This window comes from Pseudomonas sp. PDM17 (assembly GCF_014851985.1).
Taxonomy (GTDB): domain Bacteria; phylum Pseudomonadota; class Gammaproteobacteria; order Pseudomonadales; family Pseudomonadaceae; genus Pseudomonas.
Genome location: NZ_JACVAT010000002.1, coordinates 299,332 through 315,130, shown reverse-complemented (window position 1 = coordinate 315,130; position 15,799 = coordinate 299,332). Strand labels below are relative to the sequence as shown.

General features: G+C 64.7%; 14 protein-coding genes. 4 read left to right on the top strand and 10 right to left on the bottom strand.

Translation table 11 applies throughout. The features are described from left to right. Window positions 1-6: 6 nt before the first annotated feature. The 6 genes from IB256_RS07235 to IB256_RS07210 all read right to left on the bottom strand — a co-directional run bounded on the left by IB256_RS07235 (window position 7) and on the right by IB256_RS07210 (window position 5,692). On the bottom strand, window positions 7-963 hold the full coding sequence (locus IB256_RS07235) for an ABC transporter permease (protein ID WP_192401893.1): 957 nt from the start codon (window positions 961-963) through the stop codon (window positions 7-9). Window positions 964-1,084: 121 nt separating this feature from the next. After that, window positions 1,085-1,864 (bottom strand): alpha/beta fold hydrolase, encoded by a 780-nt coding sequence (locus IB256_RS07230; RefSeq protein WP_192294824.1) that lies wholly within the window; start codon window positions 1,862-1,864, stop codon window positions 1,085-1,087. An 11-nt stretch (window positions 1,865-1,875) separates the two neighbouring features. Further along, window positions 1,876-2,085 carry a tautomerase family protein gene (locus tag IB256_RS07225; RefSeq protein WP_192294825.1) on the bottom strand — a complete coding sequence of 70 codons (210 nt, stop codon included), beginning with the start codon at window positions 2,083-2,085 and terminating at the stop codon, window positions 1,876-1,878. Next, complete coding sequence (locus IB256_RS07220) at window positions 2,085-3,146, bottom strand: LLM class flavin-dependent oxidoreductase (protein ID WP_192294826.1); 1,062 nt, start codon at window positions 3,144-3,146, stop codon at window positions 2,085-2,087. The genes IB256_RS07225 and IB256_RS07220 overlap by 1 nt, the downstream gene beginning before the upstream one ends. A 21-nt stretch (window positions 3,147-3,167) precedes the next feature. Continuing rightward, the gene (locus IB256_RS07215) at window positions 3,168-4,163 is read right to left on the bottom strand and encodes a flavin reductase (protein ID WP_192401891.1); all 996 of its coding nucleotides are present in this window, start codon (window positions 4,161-4,163) and stop codon (window positions 3,168-3,170) included. 14 nt (window positions 4,164-4,177) lie between these two features. Beyond that, window positions 4,178-5,692 (bottom strand): ABC transporter substrate-binding protein, encoded by a 1,515-nt coding sequence (locus tag IB256_RS07210; protein ID WP_225601666.1) that lies wholly within the window; start codon window positions 5,690-5,692, stop codon window positions 4,178-4,180. 505 nt (window positions 5,693-6,197) lie between these two features. Between IB256_RS07210 and IB256_RS07205 the strand changes: the two genes are divergently transcribed. Beyond that, entirely contained in the window at window positions 6,198-7,235 is a 1,038-nt protein-coding gene (locus tag IB256_RS07205; protein WP_192401889.1) for a GGDEF domain-containing protein, read from the top strand. A 129-nt stretch (window positions 7,236-7,364) separates the two neighbouring features. Here IB256_RS07205 and IB256_RS07200 read toward each other — a convergent pair whose 3' ends face one another. From IB256_RS07200 to IB256_RS07185, 4 genes are all read right to left on the bottom strand, one after another. Next, the gene (locus IB256_RS07200) at window positions 7,365-9,806 is read right to left on the bottom strand and encodes a TonB-dependent siderophore receptor (RefSeq protein WP_192401881.1); all 2,442 of its coding nucleotides are present in this window, start codon (window positions 9,804-9,806) and stop codon (window positions 7,365-7,367) included. Window positions 9,807-9,910: 104 nt separating this feature from the next. Beyond that, window positions 9,911-10,870 carry a FecR domain-containing protein gene (locus IB256_RS07195; RefSeq protein WP_285888482.1) on the bottom strand — a complete coding sequence of 320 codons (960 nt, stop codon included), beginning with the start codon at window positions 10,868-10,870 and terminating at the stop codon, window positions 9,911-9,913. Then, window positions 10,867-11,397, bottom strand: coding sequence for a sigma-70 family RNA polymerase sigma factor (locus IB256_RS07190; protein ID WP_192294831.1), 531 nt, complete (start codon window positions 11,395-11,397; stop codon window positions 10,867-10,869). The genes IB256_RS07195 and IB256_RS07190 overlap by 4 nt, the downstream gene beginning before the upstream one ends. Window positions 11,398-11,630: 233 nt before the next feature. Beyond that, on the bottom strand, window positions 11,631-12,293 hold the full coding sequence (locus IB256_RS07185; RefSeq protein ID WP_192294832.1) for a TetR/AcrR family transcriptional regulator: 663 nt from the start codon (window positions 12,291-12,293) through the stop codon (window positions 11,631-11,633). A gap of 134 nt (window positions 12,294-12,427) precedes the next feature. On the opposite strand from IB256_RS07185, the gene IB256_RS07180 reads away from it, so the two are divergent. The 3 genes from IB256_RS07180 to IB256_RS07170 are packed head-to-tail and all read left to right on the top strand — an operon-like array spanning window position 12,428 to window position 15,658. Next, complete coding sequence (locus IB256_RS07180) at window positions 12,428-13,921, top strand: flavin-containing monooxygenase (RefSeq protein ID WP_192401879.1); 1,494 nt, start codon at window positions 12,428-12,430, stop codon at window positions 13,919-13,921. After that, window positions 13,918-14,844: an alpha/beta fold hydrolase gene (locus IB256_RS07175; protein WP_192294834.1), complete on the top strand. Its 927-nt coding sequence runs from the start codon at window positions 13,918-13,920 to the stop codon at window positions 14,842-14,844. Before IB256_RS07180 ends, IB256_RS07175 begins: the two co-directional genes overlap by 4 nt. After that, on the top strand, window positions 14,831-15,658 hold the full coding sequence (locus IB256_RS07170; protein WP_192401877.1) for an SDR family NAD(P)-dependent oxidoreductase: 828 nt from the start codon (window positions 14,831-14,833) through the stop codon (window positions 15,656-15,658). The genes IB256_RS07175 and IB256_RS07170 overlap by 14 nt, the downstream gene beginning before the upstream one ends. Window positions 15,659-15,799 lie beyond the last annotated feature (141 nt).

Here is a 15,799-nt window from a genome sequence, read left to right as displayed (position 1 = left end):
TGGCCCTCACTTGCGGTGCAACAGGCGCGGATTGGTGACGATGGACAGCACATCGGCGAGCAGGTTGATGCCGATATAGACCACCGCGAAGATGCAGCAGCAGGCCTGGACCACCATGACGTCGCGCTTGATTACCGAGTCCACCATCAGTTGCCCGAGTCCGGGGTAGACGAACACCACCTCGACCACCACCACGCCGGTGATCAGGTAGGCCAGGTTCACCGCGATGACGTTGACGATGGGCGCCCAGGCGTTGGGCAGCGCGTGGCGCAGGACGATCTTCAGCCGCGACAGGCCCTTGAGCCGGGCCATCTCGATGTAGGGCAGCTGCAACAGGTCGAGCACCGCGATGCGGGTCATGCGCATCATGTGCGCGGTGATCACCAGGGTCAGCGTCAGCGCCGGCAGGAAGGCCGCCTGCAGGTGTTCCAGCAGGCTCGCCGAAGCGGGCACATCGGCAATGGAGGGGAACAGCGGATGCTTCACCGCCAGCCAGAGGATCAGGATGTAGCCGATGAAGAACTCCGGCAGCGACACCGCCGCCAGGGAGATGATGTTCACCACGCGGTCGTAGACCGAGTCCTTGTAGAGCGCCGCGAAGAGCCCCAGCAGCAGCGCCAGGGGCACCGCGATCAGCGCCGTGTAGCCGGCCAGGAACAGGGTGTTGAGCAGTCGCTGTCCGATCAGCTCGGACACCGCCCGGCCGTTGGACAGCGAGGTGCCGAAGTCGCCCTGCAGGCTGCCCAGCAGCCAGTGCAGGTAGCGGCTCAGCGCCGGCTGGTCGAGCCCCAGCTCATGGCGCAGGGCGCTTAGCGCCTCGGGCGTGGCGGACTGGCCGAGGAGCTTCTGCGCCATGTCGCCGGGCAGCAGCTGGACTGCCGCGAAGATGAGTGCGGAGACGCCCAACAGGGTCAGGGCTCCGAGAAGAATGCGCCGCAAGAGAATCGGGTAAATCAGAGCCATGGTAGCGACCTGCTGATCGGTTGGGCCGTTGTTGTTCTTGTGGTTATCGGTTTTCTAATTTTTCTGGTCAGTTGCGGGGAGGGTCAGGCCATGCCCACCCTCCTCCGCGTGTCGGTAGGCGTTACTGCGTGGCCTTGGTCAGGAAGGCCTTCAGGTGCGGAACCACCTTGTCGCTCGCTTCGATCAGGATGGCGTGCTTGAGATCGGGCAACACCACCAGCTCGGAATGCGGCAGCGCCTCGGCAATCTGTCGGTTCAGCCCCGGGTTGCAGCCGCCGTCGAACTCGCCGGTGAGCACCAGGCAGGGCTGCGTGACCTCATGCAGCCACGGCGCCATCTCGGTCTGCGCATAGATGTGGAAGACGTTGAGGAATACCTCGGCCGGTGTCGCCATCACCTGCTGCTTGCGCCACTCGATGACCTCCGGGTGCGCTGCGCAGAAGCTTTCGGTGAACCAGCGCTGGGTCAGGGTATCGAGAACCGGGCCGATACCCTTTTCTTCCATGGCGCGGACCACCTTGCGCACGTTCTCGCTGTCCTGCGGCGAACGGAACGCCGCGGTGGACAGCAGCCCGACGCTCAGCACGTGCTGCGGGTACTTGTGCGCATAGGCCGGGCCGATCATGCCGCCGAGGGAGTGGCCGATGATGTGCATCTGCTCGATGCCCAGCCGCGCCCGCAGGGCTTCCAGGTCCGCGACCAGTTCTTCCAGGCCGAAGTCTTCGCCCGGCAGCGGCGAGTCGCCGTGGCCACGCAGGTCGTAGCGGATGCAGGTGAAGCTGTCCTTCAGCGCCTCGGTGACCTTGTCCCAGCCGGTCTTGCGTGCGCCGATGCCGTGCACCATCACCAGGGCCGGGCCCTGTCCGTCCACCACATAGGCGCAATCGATTGCCTTGCTCATCGTTCGCCTCCTCAGGCCTGGGTCTTGGCGTCTGCAATGATGTCGGCGTAGCTGCGACCACCCACGCCCCAGTCCGCCGGATCCACTTCCTTGAGCAGGATGGTGACGGCCTGGGCCTTGCCGCCGCAGACCTGCAGGTAGGTCTCGGTCAGCGCCTGGATCAACTCGCGTTTCTTTTCGGGGGTTCGTCCGGGGAAAAGTTCTACGGTAAGCAGGGGCATCAGCCGGTCCTCTTTGTCATATTGGTCATGGCGGGTTGCGTGGTGTTGGCGCTGAAGTGCGGGATGATCTGCTCGCCGAAGCGCCGCATCATGTCCAGGCTGTCTTCCTGGGACTGGCCGAAGTTGGCGGTCATGATCACTTCGTCGATGCCGGCCTCGGCGTAGGCCGAGAGCTGGTCGAGCATCTGCTCGCGGGTGCAGATCAGCAGGTTCTTGCCCAGCTCCTCGATGGACTGCTGGCGCGGCAGCGCCTCGATGCCACCGCCATGGACGATGCCGGGGCCGGTGAAGACGTTGTCGAAGCGCCGGTAGTACTCGTAGGCCAGCTGCAGCTTCTCGCGGGCGTCGGCTTCATCGCGGGCCAGGTAAGTGGCGCGCTGCAGCGAGAGTCGGGCGCGGCGGGCGGATTTCGGCCTGGCCTCGGCCTTGCCGCGGCGGAAGGCGTTGACCTGGTCCAACAGCATCTGGTGGTCGCCACTGAGCGGCGTGGTCTGCACCGAGAAGCCCTGGCGCGCGCAGGCCTGGATGCCTTCGGGCGCCATGCTCGCCACCACCAGCGGAATCTCCCGGTCGGGGCGCGGCATGACGGTCAGCGGGCCGAACTGGTAGTACTTGCCGTCCCAGCTCACTTCCTTGCGCGTCAGTAGCGCCTGCAGCACGGCGAGGGATTCGTCGAAGCGCTCACGGGTCTCGTGCATCGGCACGCCGAGCATCTCGATCTCGTACTTGAACGCGCCACGCCCCACTCCCAGCACCAGCCGGCCGTCGCACAACGCGTCGGCCTGCACCACTTCGCCGGCGAAGACGCGCATGTCACGGATCGGCAGCACGGCGATAGAGGTGACCAGCTCGATGTGCCGGGTGACCGAGGCGATTTTCACCGCCATCTGCAACGGCGACGGCACCAGCAGGATGTTGATCAGGTGGTGTTCGGGGATCGAGATGCCGGCGTAGCCGACCTCTTCCGCCACCACGGCCTGCTCGACCATGTGCTCGTAGAGCTGTTTGCCGGAGGCGTCCGGATCGGGCAGGTAGGAACTGAGGAAATGGTTGAATTCCATGTTGTTATCCACTCGGTGGTCTTAGTGTTTCCAGTCCAGCCAGTGCACGGGCTTGCCCGCGATGCCGGCGATTCGTCCGCCATCGGCGGTGTCGCAGTAGATGCCGAAGCTGTCGGCCTGGCGCTCGCTGAAGAAGCGATGGAGCATGCTGGTGAGGTAGTCGCCGCGCACCAGCCGCCAGGGCTCGTCCTCAGCGCGGAACAGGCGCACTTCGCGCCCGGCGCTGGCAGCCGGCGCCAGCTCGCCGCTGGCGTCGGCGCGGAAGATCAGGCGGGTGAAGTCATCCCCCGCCTCCTCGAACATCGAGTAGATGAACGACACCTCGCCCACCAGGCCAACGCGGCGGAATACCTCGTCGATCACCGCCTTCTGGCTCACCCCGGCGCGCCAGAACACCTCGGGGATGCTCCAGTGCTGCTGGCCCGCCTCGCGCACCAGCAGCACGCCGCTGTCGCGGGCGATCAGGCAACCGACCTTGAGCGCACTGCCGCGCTCCACCTGGATGGCCTTGGCACCTTCGGCGAAGTCGATGTAGCTGCCGCGGAAGTAGCCCAGCGGGCTGCCGACGCTGCTGCGGTAACGCTGTACTTCACCGATCAGGATCACGTGGTCGCCCGCCTCCACCAGGCTGTGGCGGCGGCAGCTGAGCACGCTCAGGCTATCGGCCAGGCACGGCACGTCAGACTCGCAGGAGAGCAGCTCGACCCCGGCGAACTTGTCCGCCGTGCGGCCGGCGAAGCGGTTGGACAGCTCGCGCTGCCAGTCGCCGAGAATGTTGATGGCGAAGCGTTCAGCCGCGCTGAACACCGCCAGGCTACCGGCGCTCTTGGCGATGCACACCAGCACCAGCGCCGGGCTCAGCGACACCGAGGTGAAGGAGTTGGCGGTGAAGCCGCGCGGGGTGCCATCGGCCTCGCGGGTGGTGACGATGGTGACGCCGGTCATGAAGGTGCCGAAGACGTTGCGCAGGCTGCGGGTGTCGTCGGCGCTGACCGGATGCCAGTCGAGGTTGCTCATTTCGCTCTCCCGCTTCATGCCAGCGACCAGCGCTCGATGGCGCGCATGCCATCCAGCGCCATGTCGCCGGCAATGGTGGGCGACGCGACCACGTCGTTGCCCATGCCCATGATGTGGTTCATGAACATCGGCACCACGGTGGATCCCTCGTCGCGGAGCATGGCCTGCATGTCCCAGTAGATGGCCTTGCGCCGGGACTCATCGAGCTCGGAGCGAGCCTGCAGCAGCAGCTTGTCGAAGCGCTCGTTGTTCCACTGGGTGTCGCCCCAGGAAGCGCCGCTGGCGTAGATCTGGCTGAAGATCCAGTCCGGGGTGGCGCGGCCGGTCCAGTAGCACATGCACATTGGCTTCTTCGACCAGACGTTGATCCAGTAGCCGTCGTTGGACTCGCGCACCACCTTGAGGTTGATGCCGGCCTTGCGTGCGCTTTCCTCGAACAGCACGCCGGCATCCACCGCTCCGGCGAAGGCCGCGTCGGCGGCGCTGATGCTCACGTCCAGGCTGTCCATGCCGGCCTGCTTGAGGTAGAAGCGCGCTTTGTCCGGGTCGTACTGGCGCTGTGGCAGTTCGCTGTTGAAGTACTTCTGCTGACGCCCGATGGGATGGTCGTTGCCGACGCTGCCGTGGCCGCGCAGCAGCGATTTCACCCACTGGTCGCGGTCCACCGCGTGCTTGAGTGCCAGGCGTACGTTGTTGTCCTGGAACGGGCTGACCTGGGCGATCATCGGCATGGTGGCGTGGTTGAGGCCGGTGACCTCGGCGATGCGCACCTTGTTGCTGCGCTGCAGCAGCGACAGGGTCTTGATCTCCACGCGGTTGATGACGTTGACCTTGCCGGTGAGCAGCGCATTCTGCCGCGCCACCGGGTCGGCGATGGCAATCAGCTCGGCTTCCTCGACATGCGCGCGGCCCGGCTTCCAGTAGTTGGGGTTGCGGACCACGAAGGCGCGCACGCCGGGGTTGTATTCCTTGAGCATGTAGCCACCGGTCCCCACGCCGGAGCGCCAGTCCACCTGGCCGTCGGCGCCGCGCGGGAGGATGCTCAGGTGGTAGTCGCTCATCAGCACCGGGAAGTCGGCGTTGCCGCCCTTGAGGCTGACGCGCACCGTCGAATCGTCGACCGCCTTGACCTCATCGATCTGCGACACGATGGACTTGGAGAGGGACTTGGAGCCGTCCTTGCGGTGGTAGTCGAGGGTGGCCACCACATCGTCGGCAACGAAGGGCTTGCCGTTATGGAACTGCACGCCGCTGCGCAGCTTGAAGGTCCAGACCTTGGCGTCCGGCGAGGACTCCCAGGACTCGGCCAGCTCGGGGATGGCATTGCCGCTGCTGTCGATCTCCACCAGGTTGCCGCGCAACGCCTGGCTCAGCAGCATCATGAAATCGTCTTCGGCCAGACCCGGATCGAGGCTGTCGGTGGTCGACGCCCCGGCCAGGCCGAACACCAGCCGCCCGCCCTTCTTCGGCTCGGCGAACGCCGGCAACGGCAGGCCTCCCAGCAGTACGCCCGCCCACAACAGGCCCATCGTCCCTTTCACCAGGTCACGACGGGTTACGCCGGAGGATGGTTCCCCAGGTTGCTTTTCCTTCATCCCACACCTCGCAAGACACGTGAGTTTTGTACGACCGTACAGGCATGGAGCGAACTGGCACCTGCGGTCTTCTGATAGTTGTTATCGCCTCAATGCGGCTGCCAAGGCGTTCTCTGGCGGAAGGCTTTTGGACAGTTGTACAGATTATTATCAGCAAGGCGCAGGACGCGCAATAAATTTCTGTACAGCCGTACAGAATTCCTCGAGCGATCTAGCGGAGCACTGGGCACCGCGTTTTCGGGCATGCAACTGTTGGGTTGGCGGTGCTGCTACTGGGCCAGGTCGCCGAACCGGCAGGAAGTTCGCCGGCAAAGAGCGGCACTCGACCCAGGCCACATATCAGCGAAAAAGCGCATGCCTGATAGACATTCCGGGCCTTTCCGTACAGAGCCGTTTCGCTAACAATCGTCGTATCAATCCCAGGGGCCGAAGTACCGAAATGGATCAGATACTGTCGCTTCTCTCCGAAACCGTTCCCAAGGCACGAACGCTCGAAGAACTGACGCGGCCATTGCTGTCGCTGCTCAGCAAGGTGACCGGAATGGAATCAACCTACCTGACGACCATCAACATCGAGGAAGGTATCCAGCGCGTCGAATTCGCCCGCAACGTCGGCAACATGGTCATTCCCGAAGGGCTGGTGGTGCCGTGGGCAGATACCCTGTGCAAGCGCGCGCTGGAAGAGAACCGGTTGTACACGGACGACGTCGCGCAATGCTGGGGCGACTCCGAAGCGGCCGCCGCGTTGGGCATCAAGACCTATGTGAGCGCGCCCATCCGCGGCCAGGACGGCAAGGTGCTCGGCACGGTCTGTGCCGCCAGCTCCGATCAGGTGGCCCGACAGCCCGATGCCGAGCCGCTGCTGAACCTGCTGTCGGGGTTGCTGAGCTATTCGCTGGAGCGCGAGCAGCTGGTCGAGCAACTCCATTGCGCCAATGCCGAGCTGGCCAGACTGGCGCTGACGGACTCGCTCACCGGGCTCTCCAACCGGCGCGCGATCCTGGAGAGTTTCGCGCACCTGTTTGCCCTGGCCCAGCGGGAAAAGACCTGCGTCCTCGTCGCGGTGATCGACCTGGATGGGTTCAAGCAGATCAACGACACGCTCGGCCACCTGGCGGGGGATCAACTCCTCTGCGGCGTCGCCGGCCAACTGAAACACGGCCTTCGCTCAAGCGACATTCTCGGGCGGACAGGGGGTGACGAGTTTGTCGTGATCGCCCTCGGCCCGACGGCCTGCCCTGCTGATCCGGCGCTGGAAATGGAGCATGCCGCGCAATTGCTCCAGGAGCGCCTTACCCGGGCCACCATCGGCAATTACGAGCTGGGTGGCGACGTGGGCGACTACAGCTATGCGGGCGCGAGCGTCGGTGTTGCGGCCATCATCCCTGGCCAGATGAGCGCCGAGGAAGCGATCAAGCTGGCAGACCGCGAGATGTACAAGGCCAAACAGCGACGCAGGTTGCAAAGCGCTGGCTGATGCCGCCCGGAGACGTTAGTGATCGGCACAGGCCACGATAGCTACCGTTCCCTGGCGGTAGCTATCGGCCAGGGGCGGACATTCAATCCACCCGCCCGGCGCTGAGGCAGGCCTGCACGCCCACCCTGTTCAGAAACTGTACTTGAGCGACAGCATCATATTCCTCGGCTCCCCATACACATTGCTTGGCACCGTGACGGAGGAGCTCAGCGAGTTGTAGTACTTCTTGTCGAACGCATTGTTCAGGTTCAGCTGCGCATCGATATGGGCAGTCGGCTTGAACCCCACCATGAAGTCCACCAGCGTGAAGGCGTCCTGCTCGACCATGTAGGTGGTGCCCTTGTTGTAGATGCGGTTCTGCCGGTAAAGGGAGCTACCGATGCGCCATTGGTCAAGCGCGCCGGGCAAGGTGTAGGTCGTGCTCATCTTGAACAGGTGCCGCGGAATGTCGGTATCGAACAGGCGCCCTTCGTTGGCCTTGTTCGCATCCTTGCGGTATTTGGCCTCGGTAAAGGTGTAGCCGGCGCCCAGCTGCCAGTTGGGCGTGAGCTGTCCTTGCAGCTCCAGTTCGATGCCTTTGCTGCGCACCTCGCCGGCCGCCTCGTAGCACGAGGTCGTGGGGTAGCTGGGGCAGATGCTCTGGTCGGTGATGGCCTTGGCGCGGTTCTCCTGGTCCAGCTGGAAGATGGCGGCGGAGGCATTCAGCGCACCGTCGAAGTACTCGCCCTTGATGCCGAGTTCGTAGTTCTTGCCGGTGATCGGTTCGATGACCGAGCCTGAGGTATCGAAGTAGCTCTGCGGCTTGAAGATGTCGGTGTAGCTGACGTACACCGAATGATGCGTGTCCAGGTCATACACCAGGCCGGCGTACTTGGTGACGTGACGGTTGACCTTCAGCTCAGTCTCCGTGCCTTTGTAGGGCGCGCTGGTATCGTTTTCGTACCAGTCCAGGCGACTGCCCAGAATCAGCTTCAGCGGGTCGGCCAGGCTCAGTCGGGTGGTCGCGTAAACGCTGTTGAGCTTGGCGTTGGTGTTCTGCCAACCGTATTTGGTCTGGCTGGCAATCTTCGGGGTGTCGCCGTTCCAGTTGTAGATATCGATATTGCTGTGCAGCAGCACGTTTGGCGGCACATCACCATTGAACACCACGCGGCGATGGCTGGCGCCGAACACCAGCTCGTGGTCGCGGTCCATCAGGCGGAACGGGCCACTGGCGTAGGCATCGAAGCTGTTCTGGCTTTCCCGGTAATGGCCGGCACCGACATACTGGTCATAGGTCTGGGTGGCGGTGCGCCCGAGTATGTAGGTGCCCAGCATGTCCAGGTCGGCCCAGGTCCTGGTCGCCGACAGGTTGAGTTTCCACCCTTTGTCCAGCGCGTGTTCGAGGGCGGCATAGGCGGAGGTGCTGGTCTTGTTCCAGTACTCCCAGTCATTGCTCAGGGAGGTGGAGCGCGACAGCTTCAGGTCGCTGCCATCGAAGCCCACGGGCAGGCCGGTCCAGCCGTTGCCGTTGTAGTCGTCCTGCTGGCGCGAAGCGCTGACTGTCAGGGTGGTGCTGTCGTTCAGGTCGGCCTCCACGATCCCGTAGAACAGGTTGCGCTCGTTATCCAATGAGTCGCGGAAGCTGCCCTGGGTCTGGTAGGCGGTGACCAGCCGGCCGCGCACGGCACCGTTGTCGGTCAGCGGGCCGGACACGTCGAGGTCGGTGCGGTAGCGGTCCCAGGTGCCAGCACTGCCCTGGATGCTTGCCTGGAAGGTTGGCGTAGGACGCTTGCGAATCAGGTTGATGGCCGCGGCCGGGTTTCCGGCACCCTGCATCAGACCTGTGGCACCGCGCACCACTTCCACCCGGTCGTACATGGCCATGTCTGCGGACAGCAGATCCTGGGACAGCTGGGAGCTGTCGAGGCTGGTGGGCAGGCCGTCGTACATGATGTTGTCGAGGGCAAAGCCACGGGCGTAGTAAGTAGAGCGCTCCGGCCCCGTGCGCCGGATGACCATGCCCGGGGTGCTCTGCACAACGTCATTGAGGTCGGCCAGGGCCTGGTCGTCGATGCGCTGGCGAGTCATCACCGTAACCGACTGTGGTGTCTCGCGCAGCGATGACGGCAGCTTGGTGGCGGTGCTGGTGCTGCCGGTGGTGTAGGAGCCGGTGTGTTCGGTGGTTTCCCCCAGGCCCTGGCCGATCACCGAAGTGGCGTCCATCTCCAGCGCGCCTTCGGTGGACGCAGCCACCAGGGTAAAGCGGCCATCACTTTCTCGCACGGCGCGAATACCCGTTCCGGCAAGCAGGGTACGCAACCCCTCTTCCACCGGGAAGCGGCCCTCCAGGCCCGTGCTGTTCAGGCCGCGGGTCAAGCGCGAATCGAACGACAGCACGATTCCCGACTCGGCGGCAAAGCGCGTCAGCACCTGGCCAAGTTCACCCGCGGCAATCTGATAACGCTGTGTGGCAACCGTATCGGCCAGCACCGGCAGGGGCGCCAGCAAGGCGGTGCAGAGGATCGCCAGCCGCACACGAGCGCGCAGAGGGTGCAGGGAATTTGCCGGGGGGGTATGCGGGGTATTCATCGTCGTCCTTCTCTCATGGTCACCGACCGTATGAATCGGCCGTCTTTCATGGGTCGAACGAAGATGCGAATTGATATCACCCCACATGAATTATTTCTTGCCGATCAGGCCGGCACGACCGTGATCCAGAAGCGTGTGCGACGCTCCACGCGCACCGGCAAGGCGCTGGCCAGCGCACGAAAAGTCTGCTCGGTGTCGTCCAGTTCGAAGGTGCCGCTCAGACGCAAGTCCGCCACCTGCGGGTCGCAGCGCAGCAGGCCGGGCCGGTAGCGACCCAGGTCGGCCAGGAAGTCGGCCAGGCGCTGGTCGTTGGCGATCAGCAATCCACGGGACCAGGCATCAGCGGCGTAATCCAGCCTCCGCGTGGAGAACACCTCGACGACATCGAACCGACAGGCCTGCCCCTGATCCATCGCGGTGGCGCCCAGTGCGCTCTTCGGCTGCACCTGCACCTGTCCGCTGTAGACCTCCACCTGCGAGACAGCATCGAACTGGCGCACCGAAAAACGCCCGCCCACGGCACGGACGTCACCCTGCCCCGTTGCCACGCTGAGGCTGGAGCCGGCCAGGGCGCTCACCAGCACTTCACCGCTGCGCAAGATCATCCGGCATTGCCCGTCTGCATAAGCGACGTCCAGCGCGCTCTGAGTGTTGAGCAGCAACTGGCTGCCATCGGCGAGGGTGATCGGTAGCCGCTCGCCAATGGCACTGCGGTAATCGGCGAACAGCGCGCCCTGCTCGAACTCGCGGTAGCCACCCAGCCCAAGCGCGCCCGTCCCGAGGGCCAGCAGCATGCCCTTGAGTACGGTGCGACGGTTGCTGCGTCTATCCTCCCGCGCCAGGCCGAAGACACGTCCGCTGAAATCACCGGGCATACCCTGCATGCGCCGCTGCAATCTCTCAGCCTGCTGCCAGGCCCAACCGTTGTGCGGGGATGCATCCAGCCAGCGCTGCCAGGCTTGGCGATCCGCCGCGACGGCGTCACCGCTGGCAAACAGGCTGAACCAGTCTGCCGCCTGTTCGATGGACTCCAGTTGCGCAGCGCTGATGCCGGCGCCGCTCACAAGCCGTGCTCCAGGCTATAGAGCATGCAATGGCGCGAGGCCTTCGCGATGTAGCGGTTCACCGTGACGAGCGACACCCCGAGGGTCTGGGCAATGCGGCGGTAGGTCATGCCGTCGAGCTGGGACAACAGAAAGGCCTGGCGCACCTTGTCGCCAAGCGCGGCGAGCATGGCGTCGAGCTGGACCAGGGTTTCCATCAGGATCAGCCGATCCTCGGCGGATATGTCCAGGGCTTCCGGCACCTCGGCCAGCGCCTGTAGCCACGCGCGCTCCAGGCGCTGACGGCGGTAGTGATCGATCATCAGGCGGCGTGCAACCGTCGCCAGAAAGCTGCGTGGCTCACGCACCGCTTCGATGCGCCCCTGCCGGTCGGTACTGCCGAGCAGGCGGACGAAGACGTCCTGAACCAGGTCAGCCGCCAGTTGGCTGCAATCCACACGGCTGCGCAACCAGCCACGCAGCCAACGGTGCTGTTCCTTATAGAGGTCGCCGACCTCGAGCTGACGGATCGGGCCCTGGCTCGTCATTGCCAATCATCTTTCGAGTGCAAATGGGAATAATTATCATATCAACCCCATGGGAAGCTGGGCAATCTTCCTGAATGCGCGGCAAGGTTGATTGCCGCAATATTCGTCTGGCTGACTTCTGCTACGGGTCGGTAGCTGCCTCTGTCCAGAGGCAGCGGTTGGCTGTGGATTCATTCCTCGAACGCAACACACTGAGCGCTGTATAAGCAGGGGGACCAGGCCACCGCCGGCCCTCAGTTTCGCGGCGCCTGCAACTGCCCCACCGCGCCGAGGAAGATCTTCAGGGTCGCTTCCACCACCACGCCGATCGGCGCCGAGTAGCGACTGCGCACCCAGGCGGCGGCAGCGTGGATGGCCGAGCCGGCCAATGCTGCGCCGACCAGCGCCATCTCACGCGGATCATGGGAAGTGATCGGCACGCCCGCGCGCTCGAGGTACTCCATCATCAGCTCGGCGAACTCGCCCATGTGCCGGCTGTACAGCTCGTCGACCCGCGGGCTGACACCCAGCACTTCGCGGTGGGTCACCTGGGCGAACTGGGGATTGGTCATGGCTTCGAAGAAGCAGGTCAGGCCCGCACGCAGGCGCGGCTCGACGCCGCCTTCCGCCGCGTCCAGCACCTGACTCAGGCGCTCGCGGTAATCGCCCATGAGCTGCTCGTAGCAGGCCACCAGCAGGTCCTCCATGGTCGCGAAGGACTCATAGAAGTAGCGGTTGGTCAGGCCCGTCGCTGCCGTGAGAGTGCGCATGGTGGTGGCGTGGTAGCCCACGGTACCGAACAGCTCGATACCGGCCTCGATGAAACGCTGCCGCCGCTGGGCGGCGCGCTCGGCCACTGCCACACCGGAATAGGTGCGCTCCGCCGACATATCGGCGTGGGAAGGTAAATCACTCATGGCGAAATCTTACTCCTTGACAACAAGCGTTGTCACACTCCAGAGTTAACTGACAACAATCGTTGTCACAACCGTTCACTGTCACAGCCATTCGTTGCCACCACCATCCGTTGCCACAACCAGAGTGCGACTCGATGACTACAACAAAAAACAACAGCCCTGCTGCCGTCGACGTTCTGATCATCGGTGCCGGCATCTCCGGCATCGGCGCTGCCTACCACCTGCAGAAAGACTGCCCGACCCTCTCCTACACCATCGTCGAGGCGCGCGCCGACCTGGGCGGTACCTGGGACCTGTTCCGCTATCCCGGCATTCGCTCTGACTCCGACCTTTTCACCTTCGGCTATAGCTTCAAACCGTGGAAGGAGAACAAGGCTATCGCCGATGGCGCCTCGATCAAGGCCTACATCGCCGAAACCGCCAGGGAGAACGGCATCGGCCGGAACATCCGCTTTCAGCACCGGGTGACCGACACCGACTGGTCGAGCGAACGGCAGCGCTGGCAGGTCACGATCCGCCGCGAAGACACCCATGAGACACAAGTCATCGAGGCGCGCTGGATCTTCACCGCCGCCGGCTACTACCGCTACGACCAGGGCTTCGCTCCCGACTTCCAGGGCCAGGACGAATTCCGGGGGCAGATTGTGCATCCCCAGCACTGGCCGGAGAACCTCAACTACCGCGGCAAGCGCGTAGTCGTCATCGGCAGCGGCGCCACTGCAGTGACTCTGATTCCCTCCATGGCAGACGAGGCCGCGCACATCACCATGCTGCAGCGCACACCGACCTACGTGCTGCCGGTGCCCGCGCAGGACCCGCTCGCGCGCCGGCTGCGTCCGTGGCTGGGCGTCGACCTGGCGTTCGCCCTGACGCGCCGTTTCAATATCGCCAAGCAGCGCTGGGTCTACGCCTTCTGTCAGCGCTTCCCGAACAAGGCCCGCGAGATCATCCATAAGCTGAACACGCGGATGCTGCCCGAAGGCTACCCGGTCGACGTTCACTTCAACCCGCCCTACAACCCCTGGGATCAGCGCATGTGCGCGGTGCCCGGCGGCGACCTGTTCCGGGTGATTTCCTCGGGCAAGGCGTCGATCGTTACCGACCATATCGAGCGCTTCACCCCGACCGGTATCCAGCTTCGCTCCGGCGAGCATCTCGTAGCCGACCTGATCGTCACCGCCACCGGCCTGAACCTGCAGCCGCTGGGCGGCATCCAGCCGAAGATCGACGGCCAGCCGGTGCCGCTGTCGCAGTGCGTCACCTACAAGGGCATGCTGCTCAGCGGCATCCCCAACTTCGCCATCGCAATCGGCTACACCTCCTCGTCCTGGACACTGAAGATCGGCCTGCTGTGCGAGCACTTCACACGGCTGCTCGGCTACATGCACAAGCACGGCTATGAGGTCTGCACCCCCAGGGCCGACCCGTCGATGAAGACCGAACCACTGCTGAACTTCGGTGCCGGCTACGTCCAGCGCTCCCTCGACAAACTGCCCCGGCAGGGCAGCACGCATCCCTGGTCCATGTCCTGGAACTACGCTGCCGACGTGAAGGTATTCCGCAAGGGCCGCATCGACGACCCGGCCCTGGAGTTCATCTCCGCCAAGGCAGGGGGAGCGCACGCATGAGCCTGGCCCTGCACGAAGAACGCTTCGCCACACTGCCCAACGGCCTGCGCCTGTGCTACTCGGAACACGGTAGCGAGGCAGCGCCGGCGCTGGTGCTGATCGCCGGGCTCGGCCTGCAGATGGTCTACTGGCCCGCCGCACTGATTGATCGACTGGTCGAGGGCGGGCTGCGGGTCATCTGCTTCGACAACCGCGACGCCGGGCGCTCCGGCCGCAGCTCGACGCCCCATCCAAGCCAGTTCCAACAGTTGCTCGGCAAGGCTCCGGACGCCTGCTACGGCCTGGAGCAGATGGCCGACGACACCGCCCAGTTGCTCGAGCACCTGAATATCGGCGCCGCCCACCTGGTCGGCATGTCCATGGGCGGGATGATTGCCCAGACCCTCGCCTACCGCCATCCCGGCCGGGTGAAGTCGCTGGTGTCGATCTTCTCCACTACCGGCAACCGCCGCGTCGGCCAGCCCGCCTACTCGACGCTCTGGCGCCTGTCGCGGGCCAAGGCGCCGAAGTCGCGGGACGAAGCCATCGCCAGCTACAGCGCCATGATGAGCCACATCGGCGACGCCAACGCGCCGGATGCGCAGGCCCAGTGGCAGGACTACTCCGCGCTGGCCTGGGTGCGCAACGGCGAGCGCGCCGACGCCAGGGCGCTGTTCCGGCAGATCGGCGCAATCCTGCGCTCCGGCGACCGCACGGCCCACCTGAAAACCATCAGCGCGCCCAGCCTGGTACTCCACGGCGACCTCGACCGCATGGTCCACCCCAGCGGCGGCGAAGCCACCGCCCGAGCTATTCCCCGCGCGACTCACCAGGTGATCCGTGGCATGCGCCACCAGATCGACTCGTTCCAGGCGCATCAGCTCTCCCGCTTGATCGCCGACCACATCCAGCGCACTCAGGACAACCTTCATGAAGCTCGATAATCAGGTTGCCGTACTCACCGGGGCAGCCAGCGGCATCGGTCGCGCCCTCGCCGAGCAACTCGCCGGGAAAGGCTGCCACCTGGCCCTGGTCGACCGCGACGAGGCCGGCTTGCGCGAGACCCTCGCCCGCCTCCCCCGCACCGGCCGCCACGTCAGCCTGCATGTGCTCGACCTGGCGCAACGGGATGCCGTTCGCCAGCTCCCGGAACAGGTGCTGCAGGAACACCCGACCGTCCATCTGGTAATCAACAACGCCGGTGTAGCCGTCGGCGGCAGCTTCGACCGGGTGAGCGAGGAAGACTTCGACTGGCTTATGGCGATCAACTTCCACGCCGTCGTCGATATCACCCGCAGCTTTCTCCCGGTGCTTCAGCGCAATGGCGCGCCCGGCAAGTTCGTCAACGTCTCCAGCCTCTACGGTCTGGTCTCCCCGCCCGGCCAGGCCGCCTACAGCGCCAGCAAGTTCGCCGTGCGTGGTTTCAGCAATTCCCTGCGCCACGAGCTGCGTGGCAGCAACGTAGACATGATGGTCGTCCATCCGGGCGGCATCGCCACCTCCATCGCCAAGAATGCCAAGGCGCCGAAGGACATCGACCCGGCCGAGGTCGAACGCCAGCGCAAGGAAATGAACCGCCTGCTGCGCATGCCGCCGTCCAAGGCAGCCGGCATCATCCTCAACGGCATCGAGAAAGACCGCGCGCGGGTCATCGTCGGCATGGATGCGCTGATCCTCTCGATCATCGAGCGGCTGGTGCCGGTGAACTACTGGGGCATCATCGAGCGGCTGATGAACCAGCGCAGCAGGGCAAAGTAAGAACCCTCACCCGCAGGCAGGTCCCGAGGCCAGCCCTGCTGGCCTCTTTGTTCCGCACCAACTCCGGCGTGTGCGGCGTTCGCTGCACCGGCCAGGAAGGAATCGGGAGGCGCACAGAGCGGGAGCGTTGAGTCTGAACTG